Origin of the sequence: Roseivirga thermotolerans (assembly GCF_014653175.1) — a bacterium.
Taxonomy (GTDB): Bacteria; Bacteroidota; Bacteroidia; order Cytophagales; family Cyclobacteriaceae; genus Roseivirga; species Roseivirga thermotolerans.
The window spans coordinates 84,396-107,489 of the sequence record NZ_BNAG01000003.1 but is presented as its reverse complement, the minus strand read 5'-3'; the positions used below and the strand labels follow the sequence as shown (position 1 = coordinate 107,489).

17 protein-coding genes are annotated in these 23,094 nt (G+C 45.8%); 5 read left to right on the top strand and 12 right to left on the bottom strand.

Annotation, left to right across the window (positions count from 1 at the left end; all coding sequences use genetic code 11):
- Positions 1-375: 375 nt before the first annotated feature.
- Positions 376-1,350: a polyprenyl synthetase family protein gene (locus IE164_RS10405; protein ID WP_189630178.1), complete on the bottom strand. Its 975-nt coding sequence runs from the start codon at positions 1,348-1,350 to the stop codon at positions 376-378.
- Between the two features lie 68 nt (positions 1,351-1,418).
- Here IE164_RS10405 and IE164_RS10400 point away from each other — a divergent pair, with 68 nt between their 5' ends.
- Positions 1,419-2,276 (top strand): alpha/beta hydrolase family protein, encoded by an 858-nt coding sequence (locus IE164_RS10400; RefSeq protein WP_189630177.1) that lies wholly within the window; start codon positions 1,419-1,421, stop codon positions 2,274-2,276.
- 6 nt (positions 2,277-2,282) lie between these two features.
- Here IE164_RS10400 and IE164_RS10395 read toward each other — a convergent pair whose 3' ends face one another.
- Positions 2,283-3,251, bottom strand: a complete 969-nt coding sequence (locus tag IE164_RS10395; RefSeq protein WP_189630176.1) for a lipid A deacylase LpxR family protein — start codon at positions 3,249-3,251, stop codon at positions 2,283-2,285.
- Positions 3,252-3,293: 42 nt separating this feature from the next.
- Between IE164_RS10395 and IE164_RS10390 the strand changes: the two genes are divergently transcribed.
- Genes IE164_RS10390 through IE164_RS10380 form a run of 3 tightly spaced genes read left to right on the top strand, consistent with a single transcriptional unit; the run spans position 3,294 to position 7,170 of the window.
- Positions 3,294-4,409: an aminotransferase class I/II-fold pyridoxal phosphate-dependent enzyme gene (locus IE164_RS10390; RefSeq protein ID WP_189630175.1), complete on the top strand. Its 1,116-nt coding sequence runs from the start codon at positions 3,294-3,296 to the stop codon at positions 4,407-4,409.
- Positions 4,410-4,439: 30 nt separating this feature from the next.
- Entirely contained in the window at positions 4,440-6,143 is a 1,704-nt protein-coding gene (locus tag IE164_RS10385) for a 1-acyl-sn-glycerol-3-phosphate acyltransferase (protein WP_189630174.1), read from the top strand.
- Positions 6,136-7,170, top strand: coding sequence for an NAD(P)H-dependent glycerol-3-phosphate dehydrogenase (locus IE164_RS10380; RefSeq protein WP_189630173.1), 1,035 nt, complete (start codon positions 6,136-6,138; stop codon positions 7,168-7,170). Before IE164_RS10385 ends, IE164_RS10380 begins: the two co-directional genes overlap by 8 nt.
- On the opposite strand, the gene IE164_RS10375 is transcribed toward IE164_RS10380, so the two are convergent.
- The gene (locus tag IE164_RS10375; protein ID WP_189630172.1) at positions 7,157-8,404 is read right to left on the bottom strand and encodes a M48 family metallopeptidase; all 1,248 of its coding nucleotides are present in this window, start codon (positions 8,402-8,404) and stop codon (positions 7,157-7,159) included. The two genes, IE164_RS10380 and IE164_RS10375, sit on opposite strands and share 14 nt — an antisense overlap.
- 10 nt (positions 8,405-8,414) lie before the next feature.
- Positions 8,415-9,452, bottom strand: a complete 1,038-nt coding sequence (locus tag IE164_RS10370; protein WP_189630171.1) for a PorP/SprF family type IX secretion system membrane protein — start codon at positions 9,450-9,452, stop codon at positions 8,415-8,417.
- Positions 9,453-9,760: 308 nt separating this feature from the next.
- Between IE164_RS10370 and IE164_RS10365 the strand changes: the two genes are divergently transcribed.
- On the top strand, positions 9,761-14,986 hold the full coding sequence (locus IE164_RS10365; RefSeq protein WP_189630170.1) for a T9SS type B sorting domain-containing protein: 5,226 nt from the start codon (positions 9,761-9,763) through the stop codon (positions 14,984-14,986).
- A gap of 203 nt (positions 14,987-15,189) precedes the next feature.
- Here the strand turns inward: IE164_RS10365 and IE164_RS10360 are convergent, their stop codons facing one another.
- The 8 genes from IE164_RS10360 to IE164_RS10325 all read right to left on the bottom strand — a co-directional run bounded on the left by IE164_RS10360 (position 15,190) and on the right by IE164_RS10325 (position 23,090).
- Entirely contained in the window at positions 15,190-16,377 is a 1,188-nt protein-coding gene (locus IE164_RS10360; protein ID WP_189630169.1) for a phosphoglycerate kinase, read from the bottom strand.
- 6 nt (positions 16,378-16,383) lie between these two features.
- Positions 16,384-17,343, bottom strand: coding sequence for an L-threonylcarbamoyladenylate synthase (locus tag IE164_RS10355; RefSeq protein WP_189630168.1), 960 nt, complete (start codon positions 17,341-17,343; stop codon positions 16,384-16,386).
- Complete coding sequence (locus IE164_RS10350) at positions 17,343-18,053, bottom strand: tetratricopeptide repeat protein (protein ID WP_189630167.1); 711 nt, start codon at positions 18,051-18,053, stop codon at positions 17,343-17,345. The genes IE164_RS10355 and IE164_RS10350 overlap by 1 nt, the downstream gene beginning before the upstream one ends.
- 51 nt (positions 18,054-18,104) lie before the next feature.
- On the bottom strand, positions 18,105-20,951 hold the full coding sequence (locus IE164_RS10345; protein WP_189630166.1) for a T9SS type A sorting domain-containing protein: 2,847 nt from the start codon (positions 20,949-20,951) through the stop codon (positions 18,105-18,107).
- A gap of 34 nt (positions 20,952-20,985) precedes the next feature.
- The gene (locus IE164_RS10340; RefSeq protein ID WP_229838634.1) at positions 20,986-21,564 is read right to left on the bottom strand and encodes an NUDIX hydrolase; all 579 of its coding nucleotides are present in this window, start codon (positions 21,562-21,564) and stop codon (positions 20,986-20,988) included.
- Positions 21,542-21,907 (bottom strand): carboxypeptidase-like regulatory domain-containing protein, encoded by a 366-nt coding sequence (locus IE164_RS10335; RefSeq protein WP_189630165.1) that lies wholly within the window; start codon positions 21,905-21,907, stop codon positions 21,542-21,544. The genes IE164_RS10340 and IE164_RS10335 overlap by 23 nt, the downstream gene beginning before the upstream one ends.
- 10 nt (positions 21,908-21,917) lie before the next feature.
- A complete protein-coding gene (locus tag IE164_RS10330; RefSeq protein ID WP_189630164.1) occupies positions 21,918-22,502 on the bottom strand; it encodes a hypothetical protein in 585 nt (194 codons plus the stop codon).
- Between the two features lie 90 nt (positions 22,503-22,592).
- A complete protein-coding gene (locus tag IE164_RS10325) occupies positions 22,593-23,090 on the bottom strand; it encodes a hypothetical protein (protein WP_189630163.1) in 498 nt (165 codons plus the stop codon).
- Between the last annotated feature and the right edge of the window lie 4 nt (positions 23,091-23,094).

Genomic DNA, 23,094 nt, shown 5'->3' with positions numbered 1-23,094 from the left:
AATCGTAAATACCTGTAAATCAGATAAATAATGTCAAATTTCGAACTATTATGTCGAAAAAACATGAACTGTGAAGAAAAGTGGTATGCGGTGGGAGATTTCCCCAAGATTTTCAAAAACCAGACGACCTGAGCCAAATTTAAGACCCAAAATTGGTACTCAACCCCTTATTAAGCTCAACAAAATCACCGTCTGACGCATGACGTTTGACCACTACAATTGAGCCGTTCTAACCAAAGTTTGAGGCGGACAATAAGGTTATAATCAAATAGAATTGTTGTTAGGGAGACGAGGCTCAGAACCCTTGTCGGACTACAAGTAAATACTTAAACTACTAACTGAATAGCACCCGTTGAAGACCTTCATCGGGTGTTACTATTTTGAACGTTCAATGGTAAACTGCACAAGATCGAGCAAACTCTGGCGGTAGGCCGTTTCAGGCAAATCTAAAAGCACCTCTCGCGATTTCTGATAATACCCTTGCATTACCTCCTTAGCGTACTCAATACCCCCGGACTGCTTCACATAGTCTATTACCTCTTGTACTTTTTTATTGGTTTGCCTGTTGCTCTTTACAATACTCTTGATTCTTCGTCTATCTCCATTACTGGCCTTGGAAAGAGCATAAATAAGCGGAAGGGTCATTTTCTTTTCCTTAATATCTATCCCCAATGGTTTGCCAATTTCACTGGTGCCATAATCAAAGAGATCGTCTTTTATCTGGAAAGCCATACCTACGTTAAGACCAAACTCTTTCATTTTTTGAATGGTTTGCAAAGACGCCCCCGATGAAGCCGCCCCTACCGCACAGCATGAAGCAATGAGCGAGGCGGTTTTCTGCCTGATCACATCATAGTAGATTTCTTCCGTAATATCCAGGTTGCGGGCCTTGGCCATTTGAAGCAACTCTCCTTCAGACATCTCGCGAACAGCCTCTGAGACTATCTTTAGCAGGTCGAAATCTTCATGATCTACCGAGAGCAACAACCCGCGTGATAACAGGTAATCGCCCACCAATACGGCAATCTTATTTTTCCAAAGTGCATTGATAGAGAAAAACCCTCTTCTGAAGTTCGAATCGTCTACCACATCATCGTGCACCAAGGTGGCAGTGTGCAGTAATTCTATTAAAGAAGCTCCTCTGTAGGTTCTATCGGTAATTTGCCCACAGGCTCCTGCTGTAAGAAATACAAACATAGGGCGCATTTGTTTTCCTTTGCGCTTCACTATGTAACTCATGATTTTATCGAGCAAGAAGACTTTGCTCTTCATGAAGGAACGGAATTTCTCCTCGAAATCTATCATTTCCGAGGCTATGGGCGCCTGTATTTCTTTGAGTTGAAGAGCCATTAGACTTGAGTGCTACAATATTAATAGGTAAACTAGCAACGGCAAAAACATAAACATAAATTCGAAGGATGGAGGTGCAGGAACTGACGAAAAAAGAACTTTTAATTGAAGGAAGCTTAAATCAAAAACCAATAACTGCCGACATTACCTATCTAAACAATGGTATTGCCAAGCCCATCATTCTCTTTGCCCATGGCTTTAAGGGATTTAAAGATTGGGGGCCCTGGTCTCTTCTTTCGGAAAAAGCAGCTCTGGAGGGCTTCTGCTTTCTCAAGTTCAACTTTTCTTACAATGGCGTAACTCCTGAAAATCTAAATGAGATTACAGACAAGGAGGCTTTTGGCTACAACAATTTTAGCCGGGAAATTGAAGATATAGACAGGCTCCTTACCTATCTGGAACTAACCCTGAGCAAGGAAATACAAAACTTAGACCTAAACCGCATATACCTGATCGGGCACAGCCGCGGAGGGGGTATATCTATTATTAAAGCGGCAGAAGATGCTCGAATAAAAAAGCTGGCCACATGGGCTTCTGTCCACGACTTTGCTTCTCGTTTTACCGAAGCTGAACTCACTTACTGGAAAACTCATGGGGTGGTGTATGTAAAAAACTCCCGAACCGGAGAAGATTACCCCATGTACTATCAGTTTGCCGAAGATTTCTCCAGAAACGGAGACCGATTCCTTATAGCCAGGGCTATGGAGAAAGTATGGCAACCAATGCTTATTATACATGGCACAAACGATGAAACTGTCAATATAAATGCAGCTTTTCAACTGCATCAATGGAAACCGGAGAGCAAGCTTTTTATCCTGAACAAGGCCAACCATACTTTTGGAGCTCGGCATCCGCATATGGATAAAAGTCTTCCTCAAGACCTTGAATTGGCTTTGGAAAAGACCTTAACCTTCTTTAGTGACTGACACCCCCTACTGACGCTTGGGCACAAATCTTAGCTGCAGTTCAAGACCTATGTAGGCGTGCCTTCCTGCACGGCCACGCACCTCTTTACTCAGCCAGTTATAGGTTACTTTAAGAGTAGAGTTTTCTGAGCTGGTAGCCCACCCCAGGCGCATGTGCCTCACCCAAGGCATTATTTCTTCAGTGTGTGGGGCATTGGCGTTAAAGGCATGCCCCTGTATGGTAGCGTTGTGTACCACACCTTCCAAACCATAGCCTAAAAAGAAGTAGTTGTGGGTTTCCATGCTGCGGCTACCTTCGCCAATCAGGGCATTCACAAAAGCACTCTTACTAAGACTCCTCAAATGTCCAAACCTCAGGTCTATTCGCTGCCTGGCATTCACAAAGGCGTTGCCCAACTGCATGGCCGATGTGGTTATTAGATCGAACCGGCTTGGCACCAGCACAAACTGCCGGTTATACTCTAGCGAAAAATTAAACACAAATCCATTGGGTATTTGGTTTTTCCACCCCTGCGGTTGTGGAAAGCCAAACTGCTTATGGTACCATTCCTGAAATGCCTGCGCTCCGGATGCCTTGCCTATCACTCCCAGCTCTATGCCGTAGCTAATGCGTTTATAGGTTTCAGGGAATTCGGCCACTTGAAAATTACCATTGAGCAGTCCGGCATAAGGCCTGTAATAGGCCTCGGGGTTTATTATTCGCAGGTCTTGGGGAGTCCAAAAACGCTGAGCCAGCCCCACTTCATAAATTACTTTTTTGGAAGATTTTTTGTTTTTGGGCAAGAAGCGGTAGTTAAAGAACATTCCATTGGAGTAGTACCGATCAATGCCGAGAAACAGGTACACGTCATTTTCATTGACAATAGAAAACTCGCGGTTTCTAAACTCGGTTTGAGCCTGTAGCCCAAAAGAAATTAATAAAGATGCAAAGACAATTGGCCTGAGAAACCTCATGTATTCGTAGATTGAGCGCAAAAGTGTGAATTAATTTTCGCTTACACCACACTTTTAGCCGAAATGGAAAGACTGCTAAACCAACTAAATAAGCGTAAAAGCACCAACTCTTTCAGGGAGTTGCGCACTCCAACCAAGGGATTGATCGATTTTTCATCGAACGATTACCTGGGTCTGGCCCAATCGAAAGAATTAAAGGAGACTATTATGGAGCGATACAGCTCTATGCACAGCCTCAACGGCTCTACAGGCTCACGATTGATCACCGGCAACTCTCAACTCACTGAAGCTACGGAGTCGTTGTTGGCCGATGTTTTTCAGTCTGAAAGCACCCTGGTCTTCAATTCCGGATACATGGCCAATCTGGCCTTGTTCTCAGCCATTCCGCAACGAGGCGACACCATACTGTACGATGAGCTCTCTCATGCCTGCATTAAAGACGGTGCGCGATTGAGTCTGGCTCGCAAGATGCCTTTCAAACACAATGCGCTAGATGATCTTTCCCGAAAGCTGGAACAATCGGAAGGCCAGGTATATGTGGCAGTAGAGTCAGTCTATTCGATGGATGGAGATGCCGCTCCGCTCCAAGAATTGGTGACACTAACACAAAAACACAAGGCCCATCTCATTATAGATGAAGCGCATAGCACAGGTGTTTTCGGAAAGAATGGTAGCGGAATGGTAAATGAGCTTGGGCTTGGTGAACAGGTTTTTGCTGTAGTATACACCTTTGGTAAGGGCATGGGTATTCATGGTGCGGCCATAGCCACCAATGCCACAGCAAAAGACTATCTCATTAACTTTTCCCGCCCCTTTATCTATACCACGGCACCCTCCGATTTCGAGCTTATTTCTATTCAGGAAGCTTTCGGGCAGCTTAGTTCTGCCCCATGGCGACAGTTAAAGCTACAAGCCAACAGTCAACTATTCAACTCGTTATTACCCGAAAACGCCTCCCCTTCGGCCATCAAGGCTGTAGTGGTTGGCGGAAATGATAAAACCAAATCGGTAGCCTCAGAGTTACTGCAACTAGGGCTGGATGTACGGCCCATTTTAAGTCCGACAGTAAAAGAAGGCACCGAACGCCTTCGGATTTGCCTGCACAGCTTTAATACTGAAGAAGAAATTGTATTACTTTGTGGGCAACTGAAAAGACTGACTAAGAGAAGCGACTCGTAATGGTCGGCTTTTGAACATATTTAATACTGAATGCAATCCAACTCTAAAGATTACACCAAGAAGAAGTACGATCAGGTATTGCCGGGTGGAATAAATGAATGGCCAGTAGTGGCTCTTAGCCGCAACAGAGCGGAATTTATTAAAGAAGTAACTGAGGAGAGCATACGCAGAATAAAAGCCAACAATAAATCGCGTGAGGCACTCATAGAAGAAATTGAGACAACCCTCTTTAGAGAAAAACTACGGATTAAAAGAAACCCATGGGCAGTAGACCCGCCCGATGAAGCCGCCTTTCTTAACTCAATTAAGGAACGGTTGCTGGACATTGCACAAACTGAAGACGACAAAGCCAAAGACGAGCAACTGGACGCCATTCTTTACGACATCATTGGCCGGTACTCCAATGAAATAGCGGGTAACTTTAAAAAATCACGCTACCGGATGGCCCGCTCCATAGTCACTTTTGGTTTTGCCCGATTGCTCAATGCCTCACGGGCCAGAGGGTTTTGGTCTATTTTCAGTACACAATACACCCTGCAAGACAAAATTCATATTACAGGCGAGGTTGAACAATTGCGCACACTGGCCAAGAAGGGCACCATTATTATGGTTCCTACTCATTTCAGCAACCTGGACTCTATACTAATTGGCTGGGTAATTAGCACACTGGGGCTGCCAGCATTTATTTATGGTGCAGGACTCAACCTTTTTAACATTCGCATGTTTGCCTACTTTATGAACAGCCTGGGGGCTTATAAGGTAGACAGGCGCAAAAAGAATATGCTGTATCTGGAAACACTTAAGGCCTACTCCAGTTTGGCAATTCAACGGGGCTGCCATAGCCTCTTCTTTCCGGGAGGTACCCGGTCTCGCTCCGGGCAAATCGAAAAACGGCTGAAACTGGGACTTTTAAGCACGGCTATTGAAGCCCAGCGGGTAAACTATCAGAAAGGAAAACGCGATGCCCTGGAAAAAATATTTGTAGTTCCCGTCACCCTCAACTATCATTTTGTACTCGAAGCTCCTAGCCTTATCCGTCAGTACCTTAAGCTTCAGGGGCAGGAACGATACTATGTAGAAAATGACGAATACTCTACATCATATAAGATCTCTACCTTTTTGCTGAAATTCTTTACTAAGGGCTCTGATATATCGGTTTCTATCGGTAAAGCTATGGATGTGTTGGGCAACTATGTTAATGATCAGGGCGAAAGCTTCGACAAGCACGGACGCATTATAGATACACAAGAATACTTCACTCAAGACGGGCGTATAATTTCGCAAAATCAGCAACGCGAAGATGAGTATACGCGCATGCTGAGTGAACGAATAGTAGAAGAGTACCATCGCATTAACAAAGTATTTGCCAGCCACCTGGCAGCATTTACAGCCTTTGTTATACTTCAAAAGAAATTCAAGAAACTAGACTTATATAACATATTGCGTCTTCCTGAAGAAGACCTTGTAATTCCCTATGAGGAGTTCAAGACCTCTTTCGAAAGCGTGCTAACCAAGGTTCACCGCATGCACAATGCCGGTGAGATAGGCGTCTCTCCTTACCTGACCGGAGAAGTCGATAAGATCATAGATCATGGTTTAAAAAATGTGGGCATGTACCACTCCAAACGACCATTGATTAAGAACAAGAAGGGTGATATTACTACGCAAGATCTAAACCTGTTGTACTATTATCATAACCGACTAGTAGGCTACAATCTCGAAAAATATGTCTGAGCAATTGGTGGGTGTAATCGGAGCAGGAAGCTTCGGAACAGCCGTTTCCAACATACTGGCCAAAAACGTGAACGTGCTACTTTATGCACGAAACACAGAAACCATTGCTGAAATTAAGAAAACCCGCACCTGTGCAGGGCAAAAGCTTTCCGATCGGGTAGAGGTCACCAACAACCTATCGGATTTGCCCCAAAACTGCAATGTCCTTTTCCCCATGGTTCCCTCAGCATCGTTCCGGGAAATGGTTCTGAATCTGGCACCTCACCTGCGGCCCTACCATATGATGATTCATGGCACCAAGGGGCTCCATCTGGAGCTGCCGGAAAAAAAGGCCCCGGATTTCGTGCTCAACAAAAGCAACCTCTACACCATGAGCGAGTTAATTCGCAAAGAAACCGTGGTTGTTCGGGTTGGCTGTATGGCCGGTCCCAATCTGGCCTCTGAGCTTTCTATGGGACACCCGGCAGCTACCGTTATAGCCTCGCCCTTCAATGAGGTAATTAGCAAAGGCAAAAGTCTGCTCCGCTCAGAAAACTTCCAGGTGTATGGCAATGCCGACCTTCGGGGAGTAGAGCTGTGCGGTATTCTTAAGAACATTATTGCCATTGGCTCCGGAATTCTCTCCGGCCTGGGGCTTGGCGAAAACTCCCGCGGTCTTTTAGTGAGCCGTGGCTTGGTAGAAATGATCTACCTGGGCAAGGCACTCGGAGGCGAAATATCTTCTTTCGTAGGTCTGGCCGGCATTGGCGACCTGGTGGCCACTACCACCAGTACCAGCAGTAGAAACTATACGCTTGGCCATAAAATTGGCAAAGGAGCCTCATTGCAAGAAGCTCTTGGCGAAATGGAAGAAACTGCCGAAGGTGTAAACACCATACGCATTATTAAACAACTGGCCGATAGCCAGGGACTAAAACCACTAATAACAGAGACCCTGTTTAAAATTCTTGAAGGAGAAATGACAGCCGAACAGGGTGTAAACTATCTGATGCGCTATCAGGGGAATATTGATATCAACTTTCTTTAGCCAACTTTTCCATCGCTTCAAGCCGTTGCAATAGTGGAGGATGTGAGTAATGAACAAAGACATAAGCAGGATGCGGGCTAAGATTGCTAAGACTTGAGGCTGAAAGCTTTTTGAGTGCAGTCATTAAAGGTTGGGCAGCATAGGTGCTTGCCGCAAAAGCATCGGCTTCATACTCATTCTTTCGGCTCAATGCGTTCATCAACAAGCCTGTGAGTCTGGAAATTGGCGTATACAACAGGCCAAAGGCTATAAAATTGAGGTGAATAGCCAATTGATTTCCTCCAAGAGCCAAAGACAAATTCTCATTGAACATAAACAGAGAAAGCACATAGAAAGTAATCGCCAGCTGTACCACACTAATCAACAGGCTCATCACAATGTGTTTCTTTTTATAATGTCCTACCTCATGAGCCAGCACAGCCACTAATTCTTCGGTAGTGTGCTTTTCAATGAGGGTATCGTAGAGCACAATCTTTTTTTGCTTACCAAGGCCGGAAAAGAAAGCGTTGGCTTTTGTAGACCTCTTGGAGCCATCAATTACAAAGATATTTTTAAGCGGAAACCCTACACTGTTGCTATAGGCTACAATTCGCTCCTTCAGCTCCCCGTCTTCAAGAGGCTTAAGCTTATTGAAAAGAGGCAAGATGAGTGAAGTATAAAAGAGATTCATTACCAGCATAAACAGCGATACAAGCCCCAGGCCATACAGCCAAAACTGAGCTCCAAGTTCCTGTATAATCCACAGCAGCGCATACCCAAGCCCACCACCAATAAGCGCTATTAGCAAATAGCCCTTCAGCTTGTCGGTAATAAATGTTTTTAAGGTTGTTTTGTTAAAACCGAATTGCTCTTCCAGCACAAAGGTGGCATAGTAAGCAAAGGGAATATTTACCCAGTCAGACAACAGAAAGAGCACACCAAAAAAGGACAGCGAGAGCAGTATAGGGTCGTCTATGGAGTCTCTCAGCCAGGCGTCCAGCCAACCAAAAAGGCCAAGTGATAAAACCAAAAGGGTAAGTAATGTACTAAAAGCCGAGGTAACAAAACCAAACTTTGCCTTGGCCTTCTGGTATTGCTGCGATCTGGCATATTCGTCAGCCTCATACAAGCCTTCGAGCTTTTCGGGCAATTTAGTTTTTGAGTGGCGCAGGTTGAGGTAGTCTAATCCCTGGTCAACCACATAATCGACCAATACAATACCAACAATCAGGTAAAGCCACTCTTCTGGAGTCATACAACATACTTTAATTCTTCGGGCAAGGTATTCTCCATCTATCCCTTGGCACCTTCACGGGCTTGTTGAAATTGAGGAAATAGGCCATGGAAAATTCATGAGCTCCCCCCGCCTCAATACCCAAATCGGAAATGGTATAATCGAAACTATAGCCAATATTGAAATTGTTGGTGGTAACCCCCAGCGAAAATATAATAGCCTCATTATTGGGGAAGTTCTCAAACTGATTAAAAGGTACTCCCCTGTACTGTACACCCAGGTTAATAGGCTCAAGGTGTACAAAGGCACCCACGTCTAACTGAGAAAACTTACCTTGTTGCTTGTACTGAAACACAGGGGTAATGGAGCGTTCAGCATAGGTGTAAGTCAGGTCTTTACGTAAAGGTCCTCTTCCTATCTTAAACTTAATTCCCCCATGCAGAGTAATGCGCTGCGGCAAGGGGCTGTCTCCTCCAATAATGGACTGATTGGGCTCTGTGAGGTGTTGTACGGCAGCCCCTAAAAAGAGCCTTCTGGAATAAAGCACCCCTCCCACACTTAAGTCGCCAAAGCTAACCCTTAAATCACGGTTGGCCACTGATGGATCTGTGATGGTTCTATCTATAGCTCCTGTAATTGGGTCTATTTGGTTGGCAAATACTAAACTCTGAAAGCCTGCATTCCGATTGAAATAGTTGTATTGAATCCCCGGTCTGAACACCAGGTTATCATTGATCTTTAGCTGATAGGCATAACTAAGCCCTATATTAGTAGACTGCAGTCCGGCATGGCCTTCTCTGTCAGTAGTAATAATCATACCTATACCACTATTGTACTTATACATAAAGTGGTCGGCATAAAAAGAAAAGGTTACAAAAGAAGATTGCAGATTGGGCCACTGGTTTCGATAGTTCACCCCCATTCGGGTATATTCAGAGGCTCCGGTAAAGGCCGGGTTTATATAAAGCGGGGCGGCATAAAATTGCGAGAACTGAGGGTCTTGCGCCTTTAAATCGCTCAAAGTGAATAAACTGATTAAGGAAATAAGTACTATGCCTGCTCTTCGCATGTAAGTTTTAACAATTAAACGGAAAGAAACCCTGTCACTATTATACTATAGTTTGCCAATTTTTAATTTTTCTACGAGAAGAGCTCGTTTCCACATAGAAGAATTCCGTTATCTTAGGGCATCATAACGAAGGGCTGAATATAATAAAAACCTTTATAACTGCGTATTATGGGTATGATTTCAGCCAATTGTCCATAAGATAAAAGATAAACGTGTCCGCAAAGAAGATTGCTCAGTTCTTAACTGTGTTTCTGTTAACCACTTTCACATTAACAGCGCAGAATTATACCCAGCACAATTGGTATTTCATGGGGAACAATCAGGCATTGATCTTTGGCAAATCGCCCGAAGCCCCTCCCATTCTTCATCCGGGTAAAATTCCTCAAAACAATATTGGAGAGAAGGTAACGGCCACTTCTCCACTTTCTGGCGACTTATACTTCTATTCCGATGGTATAAATATTTATGATGGCACCAACCAGGTTATGCAAAATGGAACGGGCATACTTACCGACCCCAATGCCATACAGGCAATGAGTACAAGCCCGGCCCCAGGCGTGGGCAATGAACTTATTCAATATCTTCTGCACAGAAATGCAGCCGGAGAAATTTTATGGACTGCTGTCAACACCGGTCTGGCCGGTAACCGCACCGATGGTCCTCCGGCCGGAGTAGTGCTGGCGCAAAAAAATATGCCTACCGGCATTACCGACAGAGGTGATGGTATGATAGTCATCGGTTCACGCGATTTAGAAGAATTCTGGTTGCTAAGCCAGAACGCCACCACGGGAATCATTGAATTGCATAGCATTCCTGAACCCGGAGGAACGTTCGATCTGGTTGCTAACCTAAACCTTACATCACCCATACGGGCTCAGCATTTTGCCCTTCATGCGGCTACCGGACAAATAGCCATAATCCCGGCCAACAATACCAACATAGAAGTTATTCAGTTCGAAGAAACCGGTGGCCCCGGACCACAGCTCAACACCGTGAGAACCATTCTCAATTCTTTCGCGGCAGGTCAGACCTTTGGAGGTTCGGCCGGATGGTCACTATCAGGTAACTACCTCTACTTTAGCCGAAACAGAGCCACCGAAGGGGGCTTGTATCGATTCAACATGTTCGATTCGCGTCCCGATGCATCGATAGAGACAGTACAAACGTATGGCTCTTTACAGAGCAGAAGCCTTCAACTGGCTCCCGACAGCACCATTTACCACATTACGCAAGACATTGGTGGTGCCACCACCCATCTCAACCGAATTAATCAGCCCGATAGCGTTGTAGCGCGCATTCAGTATGAAGCTAACCTTTTCAGCGATGTCAACCCACAATCCAACTATTTCAGTCAGTTCAGCCCACTTAAAAATACGCAGCCGTTTATTGAGGTGGGCGTTCAGGACGGCACCTTGTGCATGAATACTCCCATACAGTTTTATGTATCATTCGAGCCTAGCACTATAATACCGGGCAGCATTAACTGGGACTTTCAACCCATAAATTTACAGTCCAATATGCAAGCTCCATTGGTTACGCTAGACCAGGCAGGCCCCTTGCTGGCTACTGTTTCTATGGAAGTTAACGGACTGACCTATTCCGGCATACTCAATACTCAGGTGGAGCAAAACGACCTTCAGTTGTCTTTGCCCGATACCACAATTTGCCCTGGCGAAACTTTGACACTGGATGCACAACCTCAGAGCTCCGGAGGCGGAGGAGGAGGCGGTGGCGGTGGCACCGGCTCATATGATTACCTCTGGAGCACGGGAGAAACTACCCAGACCATCGATGTGACCGAATCGGGAGATTACTGGGTGGTGGTTACACCAACGGGAGGCGGATGTCCGGTGTATGGCACAGCCAGAGTTACCGTATATGGCGATGAAGGCCAAACCGCCAACATCTGGTATTTTGGCAATGGTGCGGGTATAGATTTTAATGAAGAAGAAGGGCTTGACCCTCCTCCGCGCAGCATAACCGACCCCCACGCCATGAACGCACCGGCCGGTACCTCTACCATTTCCGATGCCAATGGCGATGTACTATTCTATAGCAATGGAAAAACCGTTTGGAACAGAGAAAATGGTGTAATGCCCAATGGCACCAACATAGGAGGAGATAGTGTGGCTGTTCAGGCAGTAATTATTGTGCCATTTCCCGAAGATGAAACCCTGTACTACCTCTTCACCACCCAGGAAGTATACGGTTCTAACATTTATGCGCTGAAATATTCTGTGGTAGATATGAAAGCCGATAATGGCCGGGGAGACGTTGTGCTGAAAGATATTATCCTATACACCAATAATACAGAAAGGCTGGCTGCCTACGAAGTTGGTGGAGGCTTTTGGTTACTGGCCCATGAGTTCGGAAACAACACCTTTAGGTCGTATCCGATAACTGCCGATGGTATTGGAGCCCCCGTGCTGTCTTCGGCCGGATCGGTCCATTCGTTCAACGATGCCGCCAGTGCACAAACCGGTATGAAATTCTCGAGCGATGGTCAGCGTGTGGCCGTAGCTCTAATTGAAGGTACCGAGGATTATGTAGAGCTTTTCGATTTCGATCCTCAAACCGGTGAAATTGTAGAGTTTGAGTACCGAATAGACCTCAACGAAGGAGGCAGTGCCAATGATGAGGTTTATGACGTACATTTTTCAACAGGAGGAATTAAGCTGTTTGCCACCATGAACAACCGATCGGGAAGCAGCCCGGGTGGAAGAATATTGGAGTACCGGGTAGACTCCTTCTCTACTGAGGCTTCCAGGCTAGCCTCCAGAGCCGATATAACCAGCGGCCAAAATCAGAATGTGAATTATGGACAAATACAAACCGGTCCTAACGGAGCCATCTACGTAGCTGTAGAAACTCCGGGTAATCCGGGAGGTTCCGCTTTTGTAGCCTCCATCAACGCCAATGAAGACACCACAGCCAACTCAGGATTCACCCCTCAGGCTGTAGTGCTTACAGTTGGGCATTCAAGGCTTGGCCTACCCAATTTTGTGCAAAACAATGCCAACCCGCAACAACTGCCGGGCATGAGTGCCCCAGACGAAACCTGTGTGGAAGAGCGCATTGCTATGAGCGGAACGGGCACCTCCGATATTGATGAGTTCTATTGGAGCATTACCAGGCAGAGCGACAACAACACGGTGTTCAGTGCTCAAGGGCAAGACACAGCCTACGTGTTTACCGAAGATCAAACAGGGCTTTTCAACATTTCGCTCAACATCGTAAACCGCTGTGGCCTTGATACTACCCTGGTACAGCAAATAGAAGTTTTTGCAACACCTGATCCTCCAATGATTCCGCAAGCTATTTCACTTTGCGAAGGAGACACTTATACCCTGGATGCTCTAGGGCAGGGAAATCCGGACGATCCGGGACTTACATTTGAGTGGACCGATAGCCAAGGCACAGTAGTATCGACCAGCAGAACCTTTACAGTTACTCAAGAAGAAATCTATACCGTTACCATCAGTAATGCACTGGGTTGTTATAGTTCGGGCGAAACGTTTGTTGGACCTCCTTTCGAAATTAACCTGCCGGAAGCCAGCACCATTTGTCAGAATGGAGCCCTGACACTAGACCCGGAGGTTACAGCCAACAATTACATCTGGACCGTACGAAACCCCGACAACTCTACCACAACTCTGCCTAATCAGAGAAGAGCAACGGTTGACAGCAGCAATCCGGGAGAATACTTGTACGTGGTATCTATTGAAGACCCCATCAATGCCGGCTGTTTTGTGAACGACACTACTCGGGTAACCATTAACCCCTTAGCGCAAGCTACTGCAACCAATATTGTAAACCCTGCCTGCGGGGCCAGCAATGGTAGCTTTGAGCTAAACATTTCCACAACAGGAAGTTACTCATATACCGTTACCGGCAACTCTACCGGGCAAGTGGCACAAAACTCAATTGCGGGTCCGGCTGTTGAACCGGTAAGCAACCTGGCAGCCGATACTTATACCGTAACTATTACCGATAACAGCAGTGGTTGTGTTCAAACTCTGGACAACATACAGGTGCAAAATGATCCGCCTGACTTTACCATCTCCAATGTAACAGCTACCGATGCGGACTGTAGCAATCCCACCGGCTCTATTCGGGTTACGCTTGACACGGATGTTTTCCCGATTAGCTATGTACTCACCAACAACGATAACGGAAATACGACTTCCGATACCATAAATTCAGCAATTGCCGCCACTACATACGACTTTGAGGTAAGCGGCTTAAGTGGAGGAACGTATGATCTTGAGGTTACATCGAATGGAAACTGCGTGCAAAGTCAAACAGGTATAGTCATTAATGAACCTCAACCAGTTGACTTAACCACCGAGCCCTTTGTGGAAGAATGTGGCCCAAACGCACAGCTCACAGCCTCCTCTTCTACAGCCAACGCATCGTTTAGCTGGACAGGCCCTAACGGTTACACAGCCAGTGGCTCTAATGTAACTGTGACCGAGAGCGGCACCTATACCGTAACCGCCACTGCACCGGGAAGCTGTGAAGTTTCTGAAAATGTAGTGGTCGACCTTACCATTCAACCAGTGGTTCAGATCAACGAAATTGGCGATGTATGTGAAGGTGAGATTACACTTGAAGCTGAGGTGAGCAATCCACAGCCGGGAGCGAATTATACTTATAACTGGTCTAACGGAGCCACAACCAGAAGAATAACGGTGAATAGTACAAACACCTACTCGGTAACGGTCAGGCACTCTGATAACCTGAATTGCTCGGGCAGTACTTCAACCAACGTCACCATTCCTGAAGCACTGGAAGCGAGCCTTACATCGTCTCCGGCCTGTGATGACGGCTCACCCATTACGCTTACGGTAAACGTAACTTCCGGCAACCCCAACAATTACACCTGGACACGAGACGGTCAGGCTACAGGGCTTTCCGGTTCTTCTGTGAGTGTAACAGACGAAGGTGTTTACACCGTGAACATTTCTAACGGAACCTGCTTTATTGAGCGAAGCATTACTGTGCGCAGACAAGCTGTGCCGGAAGGCCTACTGCCTGAGGTGGAGTACTATTGCTCCACCCGAACATCCAATCCTGTGCTTTTGGCCGGAAGAGGCTTTGAAACTTACGAATGGACCCGCAACGGTCAGCCCTACCCCCAGGGAGGAAGAACACTTGCGGTGGAAGGCCCGGGAGAGTATGTCGTAACTATGACTACCGCCATTGGTTGTGTTCGCACCGATTCGGTAACCATTATTGAAAGTTGCGATCCGGAGGTTATTGCTCCCAATGCTTTTGCACCAAGCAGCCCTGCGCCAAACAATACCTTCTCTGTGTTCCCGAATGACTTTGTCGATAACTTCCAGATTTTCATTTACACCCGCTGGGGTGAGCTTATTTACCAAAGCAACTCAGTAGATTTTAAATGGGATGGCACCTTTAACGGTGAATTGGTTCCTCTTGGTACGTATCCCTATGTAATCCGGTTTACCTCGCGCTTTGAGCCGGAAAGAGGTCAGTTTGAACAGAAAGGAGCAGTAACTGTAGTTCGTTAAAATAGAACGCTTACTATTGAGGTAATAAGGTACTCCACAAACACCACTAGCCGCAAGAATAGGGAGCATGTATCCTTACAATCATGCATGCGGCTTAAAAAAGAGACTGTCTCACTCCCCCGTATCAAACATTACAGGCTTGTGAGACAGTCTTTCTATTTTTACACTTTAAAAATCGAATGGGTAGAAGTCGGGTCAGAAGATTAATCTTCTAAAGCTGCTACACCCGGCAGTTCTTTACCTTCCATGTACTCTAGTAAAGCTCCACCTCCGGTAGAAACGTATGATACCTCTTCTCCATAGCCGAGGGTATTGACAGCAGCAGCAGAATCTCCCCCACCAATCAGAGAGAAGGCTCCTTTCTTAGTTGCTTCTACGATGGCCTCGGCAACAGATTTTGTTCCGGCTGAGAATTTGTCCATTTCAAACACACCCATTGGCCCATTCCATAGAATGGTTTTAGACTCTTTAATGGTTTGCGAAAATACCTCAGCAGCTTCAGGCCCTATATCCAGGCCCATCCAACCTTCCGGAATAGAAGTGTTTATACATACCTGCGTTTTGGCTTCATTGCTGAAAGCATCCGCAATTACAGAATCCATAGGAAGCATAAGATTTACCCCTAAGGATTTGGCTTTTTTGATGAGTTCTTGCGCAAGGTCCAGCTTATCTTCTTCCAGCAACGAACTTCCGATAGAACCACCCAATGCTTTAAAGAAGGTATAAGCCATACCTCCACCAATCACCAGGTTATCCACCTTTTCGAGCAATCTTTCAATAATGAGTATTTTATCGGAAATCTTAGCCCCACCCATAATGGCCGTATAGGGCTTTTGGGCATTCTCGAGTACTTTCTGGGCATTCTCGAGCTCGGCCTGCATTACAAAACCACATGCTTTCTGGCTAAAGAAGCGAGCAATTATAGAGGTAGATGCGTGGGCTCTGTGAGCCGTGCCAAAGGCATCGTTGATGTAAATATCTCCATGTTCTGCCAATGATTTAGCAAAGGCTTCATCGCCTGCTGTCTCTCCTTTATGAAACCTCAGGTTTTCCAACAAAAGTATTTCTCCGGCCTTTAGGTTTGCTGAAAGCGACTTTGCTTTATCTCCGATACAATCGTCTGCAAACTTTACTTCCGTAGAAAACACTTCTGACAAATGGCCAACGAGATGTTTGAGGGAATACTTTTCTTCGGGCTGATCTTTAGGGCGACCAAGGTGAGACATCAATACAACTGCTCCACCATCGTCAAGAACTTTCTGAATGGTGGGTATAGCAGCCTTTATTCGGGTGTCGTCCGTAATCTGATAATCTCCATTGAGCGGCACATTAAAGTCTACTCTTATGAGGGCTCTCTGACCCGAAAAATTGAAATCGTTAATGGTTTTCATAGGTTGTTATTTTGCAGTTGCTCTTTTTAGTCTATCATTAATGGCTCTACCCAGCCCCACATCAGGAACTCTTTGCGTAAGTATAAGTGCTATGTGGTTGTTTTTGTCCATAGTCCTGAGAGCCGTAAACAGGTTTCTTGCCGCCTCTTCCAAATCGCCTTTGGCAGATAACACAAACTGATTCTCTAAAGGCAATTCTTCCAAAGGATGTTGAAATACTATGGCTCCAATTTGCGAAAAATCATTGGCCGCTTTCCAATTGAAGCCATCAATCCATACAATCGATTTACCGGGTGCATAATGGCTCTTGAGCATACCGGGAGCCTGCGGACTGGAGCTGGAGTGTTTGTTCACACGTACGGAGCCAATTACCTCTTCTATTTGCTCTACAGCAAGCCCTCCCAAACGGAGCACCTTAGGTTTTTCTTCCAAAAAACTCACTATGGTAGACTCTACACCCACCCGGCAAGCCCCTCCATCTAAAATGTAATCCACAGTATGTCCCAGTTGGGCTTCCACATGTTCTGCGGTGGTGGGGCTCACATAGCCAAACGGGTTGGCACTTGGAGCGGCCAGAGGAAACTCCAGTTGAGCCAGCAGGCTGAGTGTTAATTCGTGGTTGGGAATTCGAACGGCCACCGAGTCCAACCCTGAGGTTACCAGGTCGGGCACAATGCTCTTTTTTTGTAGAAGCAATGTGAGTGGTCCCGGCCAAAACTGCTTCGCTAGTTGAATGGCCTGATCAGGTATGTATCGAACAAACGACTCTACCTTGTGAAGAGAGTTGGTATGCACAATCAGAGGGTCGAATGAGGGTCTGTTCTTAGCCTTAAATATCTTGCTAACACTACTTTCCTTCAGCGCATTACCGGCAAGCCCGTATACGGTTTCGGTAGGAATCGCCACCAGCCCTCCCTGCCTCAGAATTTCTTCTGCACGGCCAATATCTACACCAATTTGTGCCACTACTGCATACAGTTTTGTGAAATAGCCTCCATGGCGCCTTCAAAACCAAGGCTTGCTGCACTGTTCAGGTATTCGCAGCCCTGAGGTTTATTGTCTCGGGTCAACTCGGCCAACCCCAGCCAGTAATAGGCCTCTCCATAGTCCGGTTTTATCTCAATAGCTTTTTTGAGGTCGTAGGTGGCATCTTCAAAATTATTGATGCGCAGTTCGGCTTTCCCTTTGTTCAGATAGATCAAAGCATTGTTAGGATCCATGCGCAAGGCAAACTCAAAATCGAACAAGGCTCTGTCAAACTCATTATACTTAAAAAGAATAGCCCCTCTGTTCAGGTAAGCATCTACCACATCAGGCTTTATCTCCGTTACATAGTCATAGTCCTGCATAGCCTCATTGTCTCGGCCTAAAAGCCTGAACGCATTACCCCTATTAAAAAATGCCTGATACTGGGTGGTATCGGTATTGATGGCTTGGGTAAACACCTCAATGGACTCATCGAGTTGGCCAATACGCAAGAGGGCCACTCCTTTGGCATTGAGAGCCACATAGTTTTGTGGGTTCTTCTCGAGGGCTTTATTCAGCTTTTTTAAAGCTTCAGCGTAGTTTTCCTGCCCCATTAGTTCTCTGCCTTGCTGCACCAACTCTTCTTCTGACGGTGAGCACGAGAACATTAAAAGTGTAACGACTGCGAAAATGGTTAGTTTGCCCCTCATAGCTTTGTTTTGAGGCGGTAAAGATAGCAGTAGTCTTACAGTAGAAAAAATCTATTCTCTCTGTAATACTACCTTACGACTGTAGCTTTTTTGTTCGTATGTAACCCGAATTAAATAGACCCCATTGCCTACCGGCTGCCCCAATGAGTTGGTGCCGTCCCAGAAGAAGTCGTTCTGACCTACAAAGGCCAGGTTGCTGGTGACTCTTTTTACCTCATTGCCCCTTGAGTCGTAGACCCGGATGATGAGCAAACGGGTGCGAGGCGCATTGACCTCAATAGTTACCTCATCGGCAAAAGGATTGGGGTATACATTGGCAATTTCAAAATCTTCTTCAACCACCAGGTTTTCGTTGGGCACCACGCCATCTGCCTGGGCTGTATACAAGCCATTGCCATGTGTTGCGGCTACCATTTTTCCATCGCTCTGCCTAAAATCTATCATGTTCACCACCATATTGCCAATGCCTTCGGGAGACTCTTGTTCCCACACCACATTTCCTTCTAGCGAAGTAGTGGAGTACAGGCCGGTGCTGGTAGCTGCATAATACAGCTTGGTTCCGTCAGTTTTAGGCACAATGGCGGCCCAGCGGAAAGAAGGCCCATTGCCTGTTCCGTCTTCAAACTCTTCCAGATTGCCAGACACGTGAGTAAATGTGGTTCCACCATCGGTACTTCGGAAAAGGCTCTTTACACCATAGTTAGAAAAAGCCACCAATATGTGGTTGGCATCGGTTGGGTCTATGGCTATGCAGCGAATGTAACCACCCACCGGAAATTCTTGGCCCGTAATTTCTTTTACCGAATAAATATCGGAATGGGCATTGTCTATTCTAAATAACTGACCGTTTCCGGTACCATAGTAAACAATGTCTTTAGGGTTGGTAGATACCTGAATGGCGCTAATTACTCCTGCCTGCACCTCTGTTCTTGTGAGCCTTTTCCAGTTAACTCGTGCCGGGCTTTGACTTCCGGCCGGAATTTGCGACAGATTTTGGTTGTACCATACAAAATCGCCACCGGCCAGGTACATTCGATTGGCATTGTTAGGATCGAGCACGTAGGGGTTCACAAACAGGTACGATTGGCTGGGATCTGTACCGCCTCCAACCGGATCTACTCTTGCGAAGGAGGTTATCTCCGCATTGCGATTTAGCGTGAGCCTGAAAATTCGCGAGTTCTGGAAAGACAGGTAGTAGTAATAGCCATAAGGGGTTGAGGCTGTAAAGCCACCGTCTCCGCCCAAAATCCTGATGCCGTTAGGGCCTTGGTTCACCAACTTATCGAGCGTTAATATAGAGCCATTGTCTTGTGTACCACCAAGCACCACTTCTTCCAATGGATACCGGCTATAGGAAGCCGTATAAAACTGGGTGGTCACAAAGGTGTTGTTTAACGGTATATAAGTAACTTTTTCTGCCCTTGAATCGCTGGTTATAAACACTCCACCATCGTTAGTAGAAATAAGAGCGTCCGGAAAAGCATGGATGAAATGAATAGCATGCTGATCGGGGTGATGGTTGGGGTAAGTGCTTATGTTTTCCGACTCGGGATCATAACCACCAATCCAGGAAATATTATCGGCAGTGGCGAACCCATCGGTAGACCGGTAAAGGTTAGTTCCTCCTATAAATACCACGTTTGGGTTTGTGGGGTGAATGGCCACGGTGAGATTATACGAACCTTGTGAGTCGAATGCTTCTAACTCTTCCGTTTCTATGGGCACGTTGGCCGAGTAGTCTGTAAAGCCTTCTCCCTCCACATATTTCCACAAACGATAGCCTTTGCTGCTTTCCGCTAAAAAGTAGAGCAACCCGGGGTTTGATCTGGATGAGGCAATCTCAATTCTTCTAAAGCTCTCTTCGCCCGGACGAAACAGCGAGAGTATACGCTGCCAGTTTTGACCATCCTCCGAACGATAGATACCTCCGTTGCGACTTTCTCCGCCTGCCATATTGGTGGCCGAACTTAGTGTGGCATAAAACACCCCACTCTCGGTGCGATGTATATCGGTAAAAAATTCTGCCGGAATGTTGTTTAAATCGAAGGTAGGTGGATTATTGATTAAATCTGTCCCCAACACGGTTGTCCAGGTTTGGCCACCATCGGTAGATCGTACAATGGCTCCATAGATGGCTGCCAACACTTCATCTTCGGCCAGGTTGTTGGGATTTGTGGTTATATCCCATACGTATTGAAAGGGTGAGTTAAATATACCGGGCGAGTTGGACTGTGTTGAAGGCAAGGGCTCCCAGCTGTCGCCTCCGTTGGTCGATTTAAAGATACCATCGCCTCTAAAGGGTGCTCCCGGTGCCCGACTGGAGTTACCCACCAGCTCCCCGGTTCCGTAGTACCAAATGTCTTCTTTACCGGTGCGTATATCTTGCGTTATGGTGGTTACGCTCTGCAGCTGGTCAGAGGCTGTGGTTTTGAACCAATTCTGCCCAAGATTTTCCGACTTCCACACTCCTCCGGAAACTCCTCCGGCCAGTATAATTTGCTCATTGCGAATGTCTAAAGCTATGGCCCGGGTTCTTCCCGCAATATTTTCCGGCCCAACAGGGAGCCATAATAGCTGATGGTTTTTGGTGCCATTTCCTGAAGATGCCGAGCGAGGTGTTTTGTTCAGGGTATTTTGAAGGTTTACTTCACGCGCAAACTCCAATTCTTGTTTACGAATATTTGCAGGTACTTTACCCGTTGCCGGGTTCACCAGCATTTCTTGTTCATACTCCTGCCGCGACTGAACATTTTCTTTTTGATAAAAAGAAGACCGGGGAGTCTCTATTTCGGGCGGTGATTTTTTTTCGTCTTGGTATGTAAAAACCAGAATACTGCACACCAGCACATAGACCAGAACCAGAACAGGGAGTACAGCCTGCTTTTTGGAGTTTATCATAGGTTAAATATAACGCTGTGAATAAGGAGGAACATTAATCTCCTTTATTAATTTTCAATTGAACGGTTTTGTTCAGCATTCTTACAATGGAATCGTTTTGCTTTACTTGCTGCTTCACTTTTTCCAGCGGTAGCCAGGCCATGTCTTTTGCTTCATGGTTGAATTGAAGCGGTTCATTCATAGATGCCAAAACAAGGAACCTAACATCATAATGATCGTGAGCCGGAATACCCTTATACTCAGGGATTAAATGAATATCAATATCGAAAATTTCTTCATCAATCAATTGAAGGTTTTTTAAACCTGATTCTTCACTCACTTCTTTGAGAGCCACCTTCCACAGAGCTGCTTCGCCATCGGCATGCCCTCCCAATTGGAGCCACCGGTTTAGTTTGGCATGGTGGGTAAGCAAGCAGTGGGTTCGCTCCTCGTTTACCACCCAGGCCGAAGCGGTGAAATGGGCATGCTCCAGACTTCTTTCAAAACAGTTAGGGTAGCTTTCAAGCAAAAAAAGCATTCGTTCTCTGAATGCTTTTTCCGCTGGGTTTTCTGGCGAATAGCCCAGCAATTTTTTCTTTAGCAGCTCTTTGTCAGAGCTCTGAGATAACCACATTGGCCTTGTTTAGTTTTTTAGGTTCCAAATCGGAGATAATTTCGCCACCACCGGCATTGGTCTTATCGCCCTTTTCTACCTTCACATAATATTGTTTTTGGTTGAGGCCCTTAAAGGTAACTATGCCTTTCTTATTGGTAAGCTGAAACTCCTGAACAGGGTTTTTCTCGGCTTTGTAATCATTGGCGTTGGCATAGAGGGTTACCTTAGCATCGGGTACCACATTGCCCAACTCATCTACCACTGTGATTTTAAGTTTGGTCGTAAAAATTTGTGCTTCTGCTTTTTGCTCCAGTCCAAAGCCCACCAGGCCGAACAGCAATACGAATAAAAATTTCTTCATTTGGGTTTAATTATGATTCAAAGACTTTATCGAACAAATCTTGAAAAGGTTCGGCTTTTGTATACTGTCGATCTTGATAAATGTTGGCCATGAATTTAATAAAACTCGGCTTTCGGTTCACATCAACCTTTTCTATGAGCACGTTGCCATAACGCTGATTAATAATTGGCTGCCCCAATTCTTCAGTAACTGGCTTTAAATACCATTTTTCTATGGTTTCTTCATGGGTTTCTTTGTCCAGCACCCTGCGGTCGCCCTGAGATAATTTATAACCGCTGTCCAAAACTTTTTCTTTAAAGAAATCGAAAAGATTTCTAAAGTTTTCGTGACCAATGGAGGGATTGAAACTTACCGCAAAACCATTGGAGTATTGAGTGTCCAGAATGTGCACATCGATAGAAGAAAGTATGCCTTGCTTTTTCATGTAATAGGCATGCTGAATATCGTGAACCAACTGCTTTTGACCTTCTCCTCCTAACCAGCTCTGGTAAGAGGCCAGCTCCTTAGTGCTTCTGCGAAGCATCTCATGTACAAAAGCTGCTTTGGGTGGCTGCTTACCAAAAATTTTGCCCACTACATCTTCGAAAAAACCCATAACTCAAAGGTAATGAATCTACAACTGTCAAAAGGGTCGTGCGGTTTTCTAAATTGCAAAATCTGCGGAAGCTTAAAGCCACCCACAAGCCTAAAGCTTTAGCCTGAGCACAGAGGCGGATAGATCTAAATCCTCAAAAGGCTTACCCATTAGAGGTTGTAGTATGGCCGAAAGCCCCTCCTCTAAAATATCGCTAGCTTCTGTCAACTGCAGTTTGTTGGCCCCATAGCAAGTAAACCCGGGCTCAAACACATAAAAGTCTTCTGCAACTTTCTCGCCTTGCTCATAAAAACGAAAGGCAAAAACCATTGAGGTTTCACTTAGCATAAACTCCGTCAGGTGCTTGCCACGGGAGGTTAATTGCCCAAGTTTGGAGTCTTCTTCCAAAAGTGCGTTGGAGCAGAACACCAGCGAGGCTTCGCCTTCTTCATAAACATCTATATCCGCATATTCGTCTTTGTCTTCAAGAGCCTCCTCCAGAGTAGATTCTTCGCTGCTTTGTATGTGTACAGAGAGGGCCTCACTCAGCTCCTCAAGCTTGTCTGAAAGCTTCTGGTTGGTTATAAACCCGCATATATTGTAACTCATATCT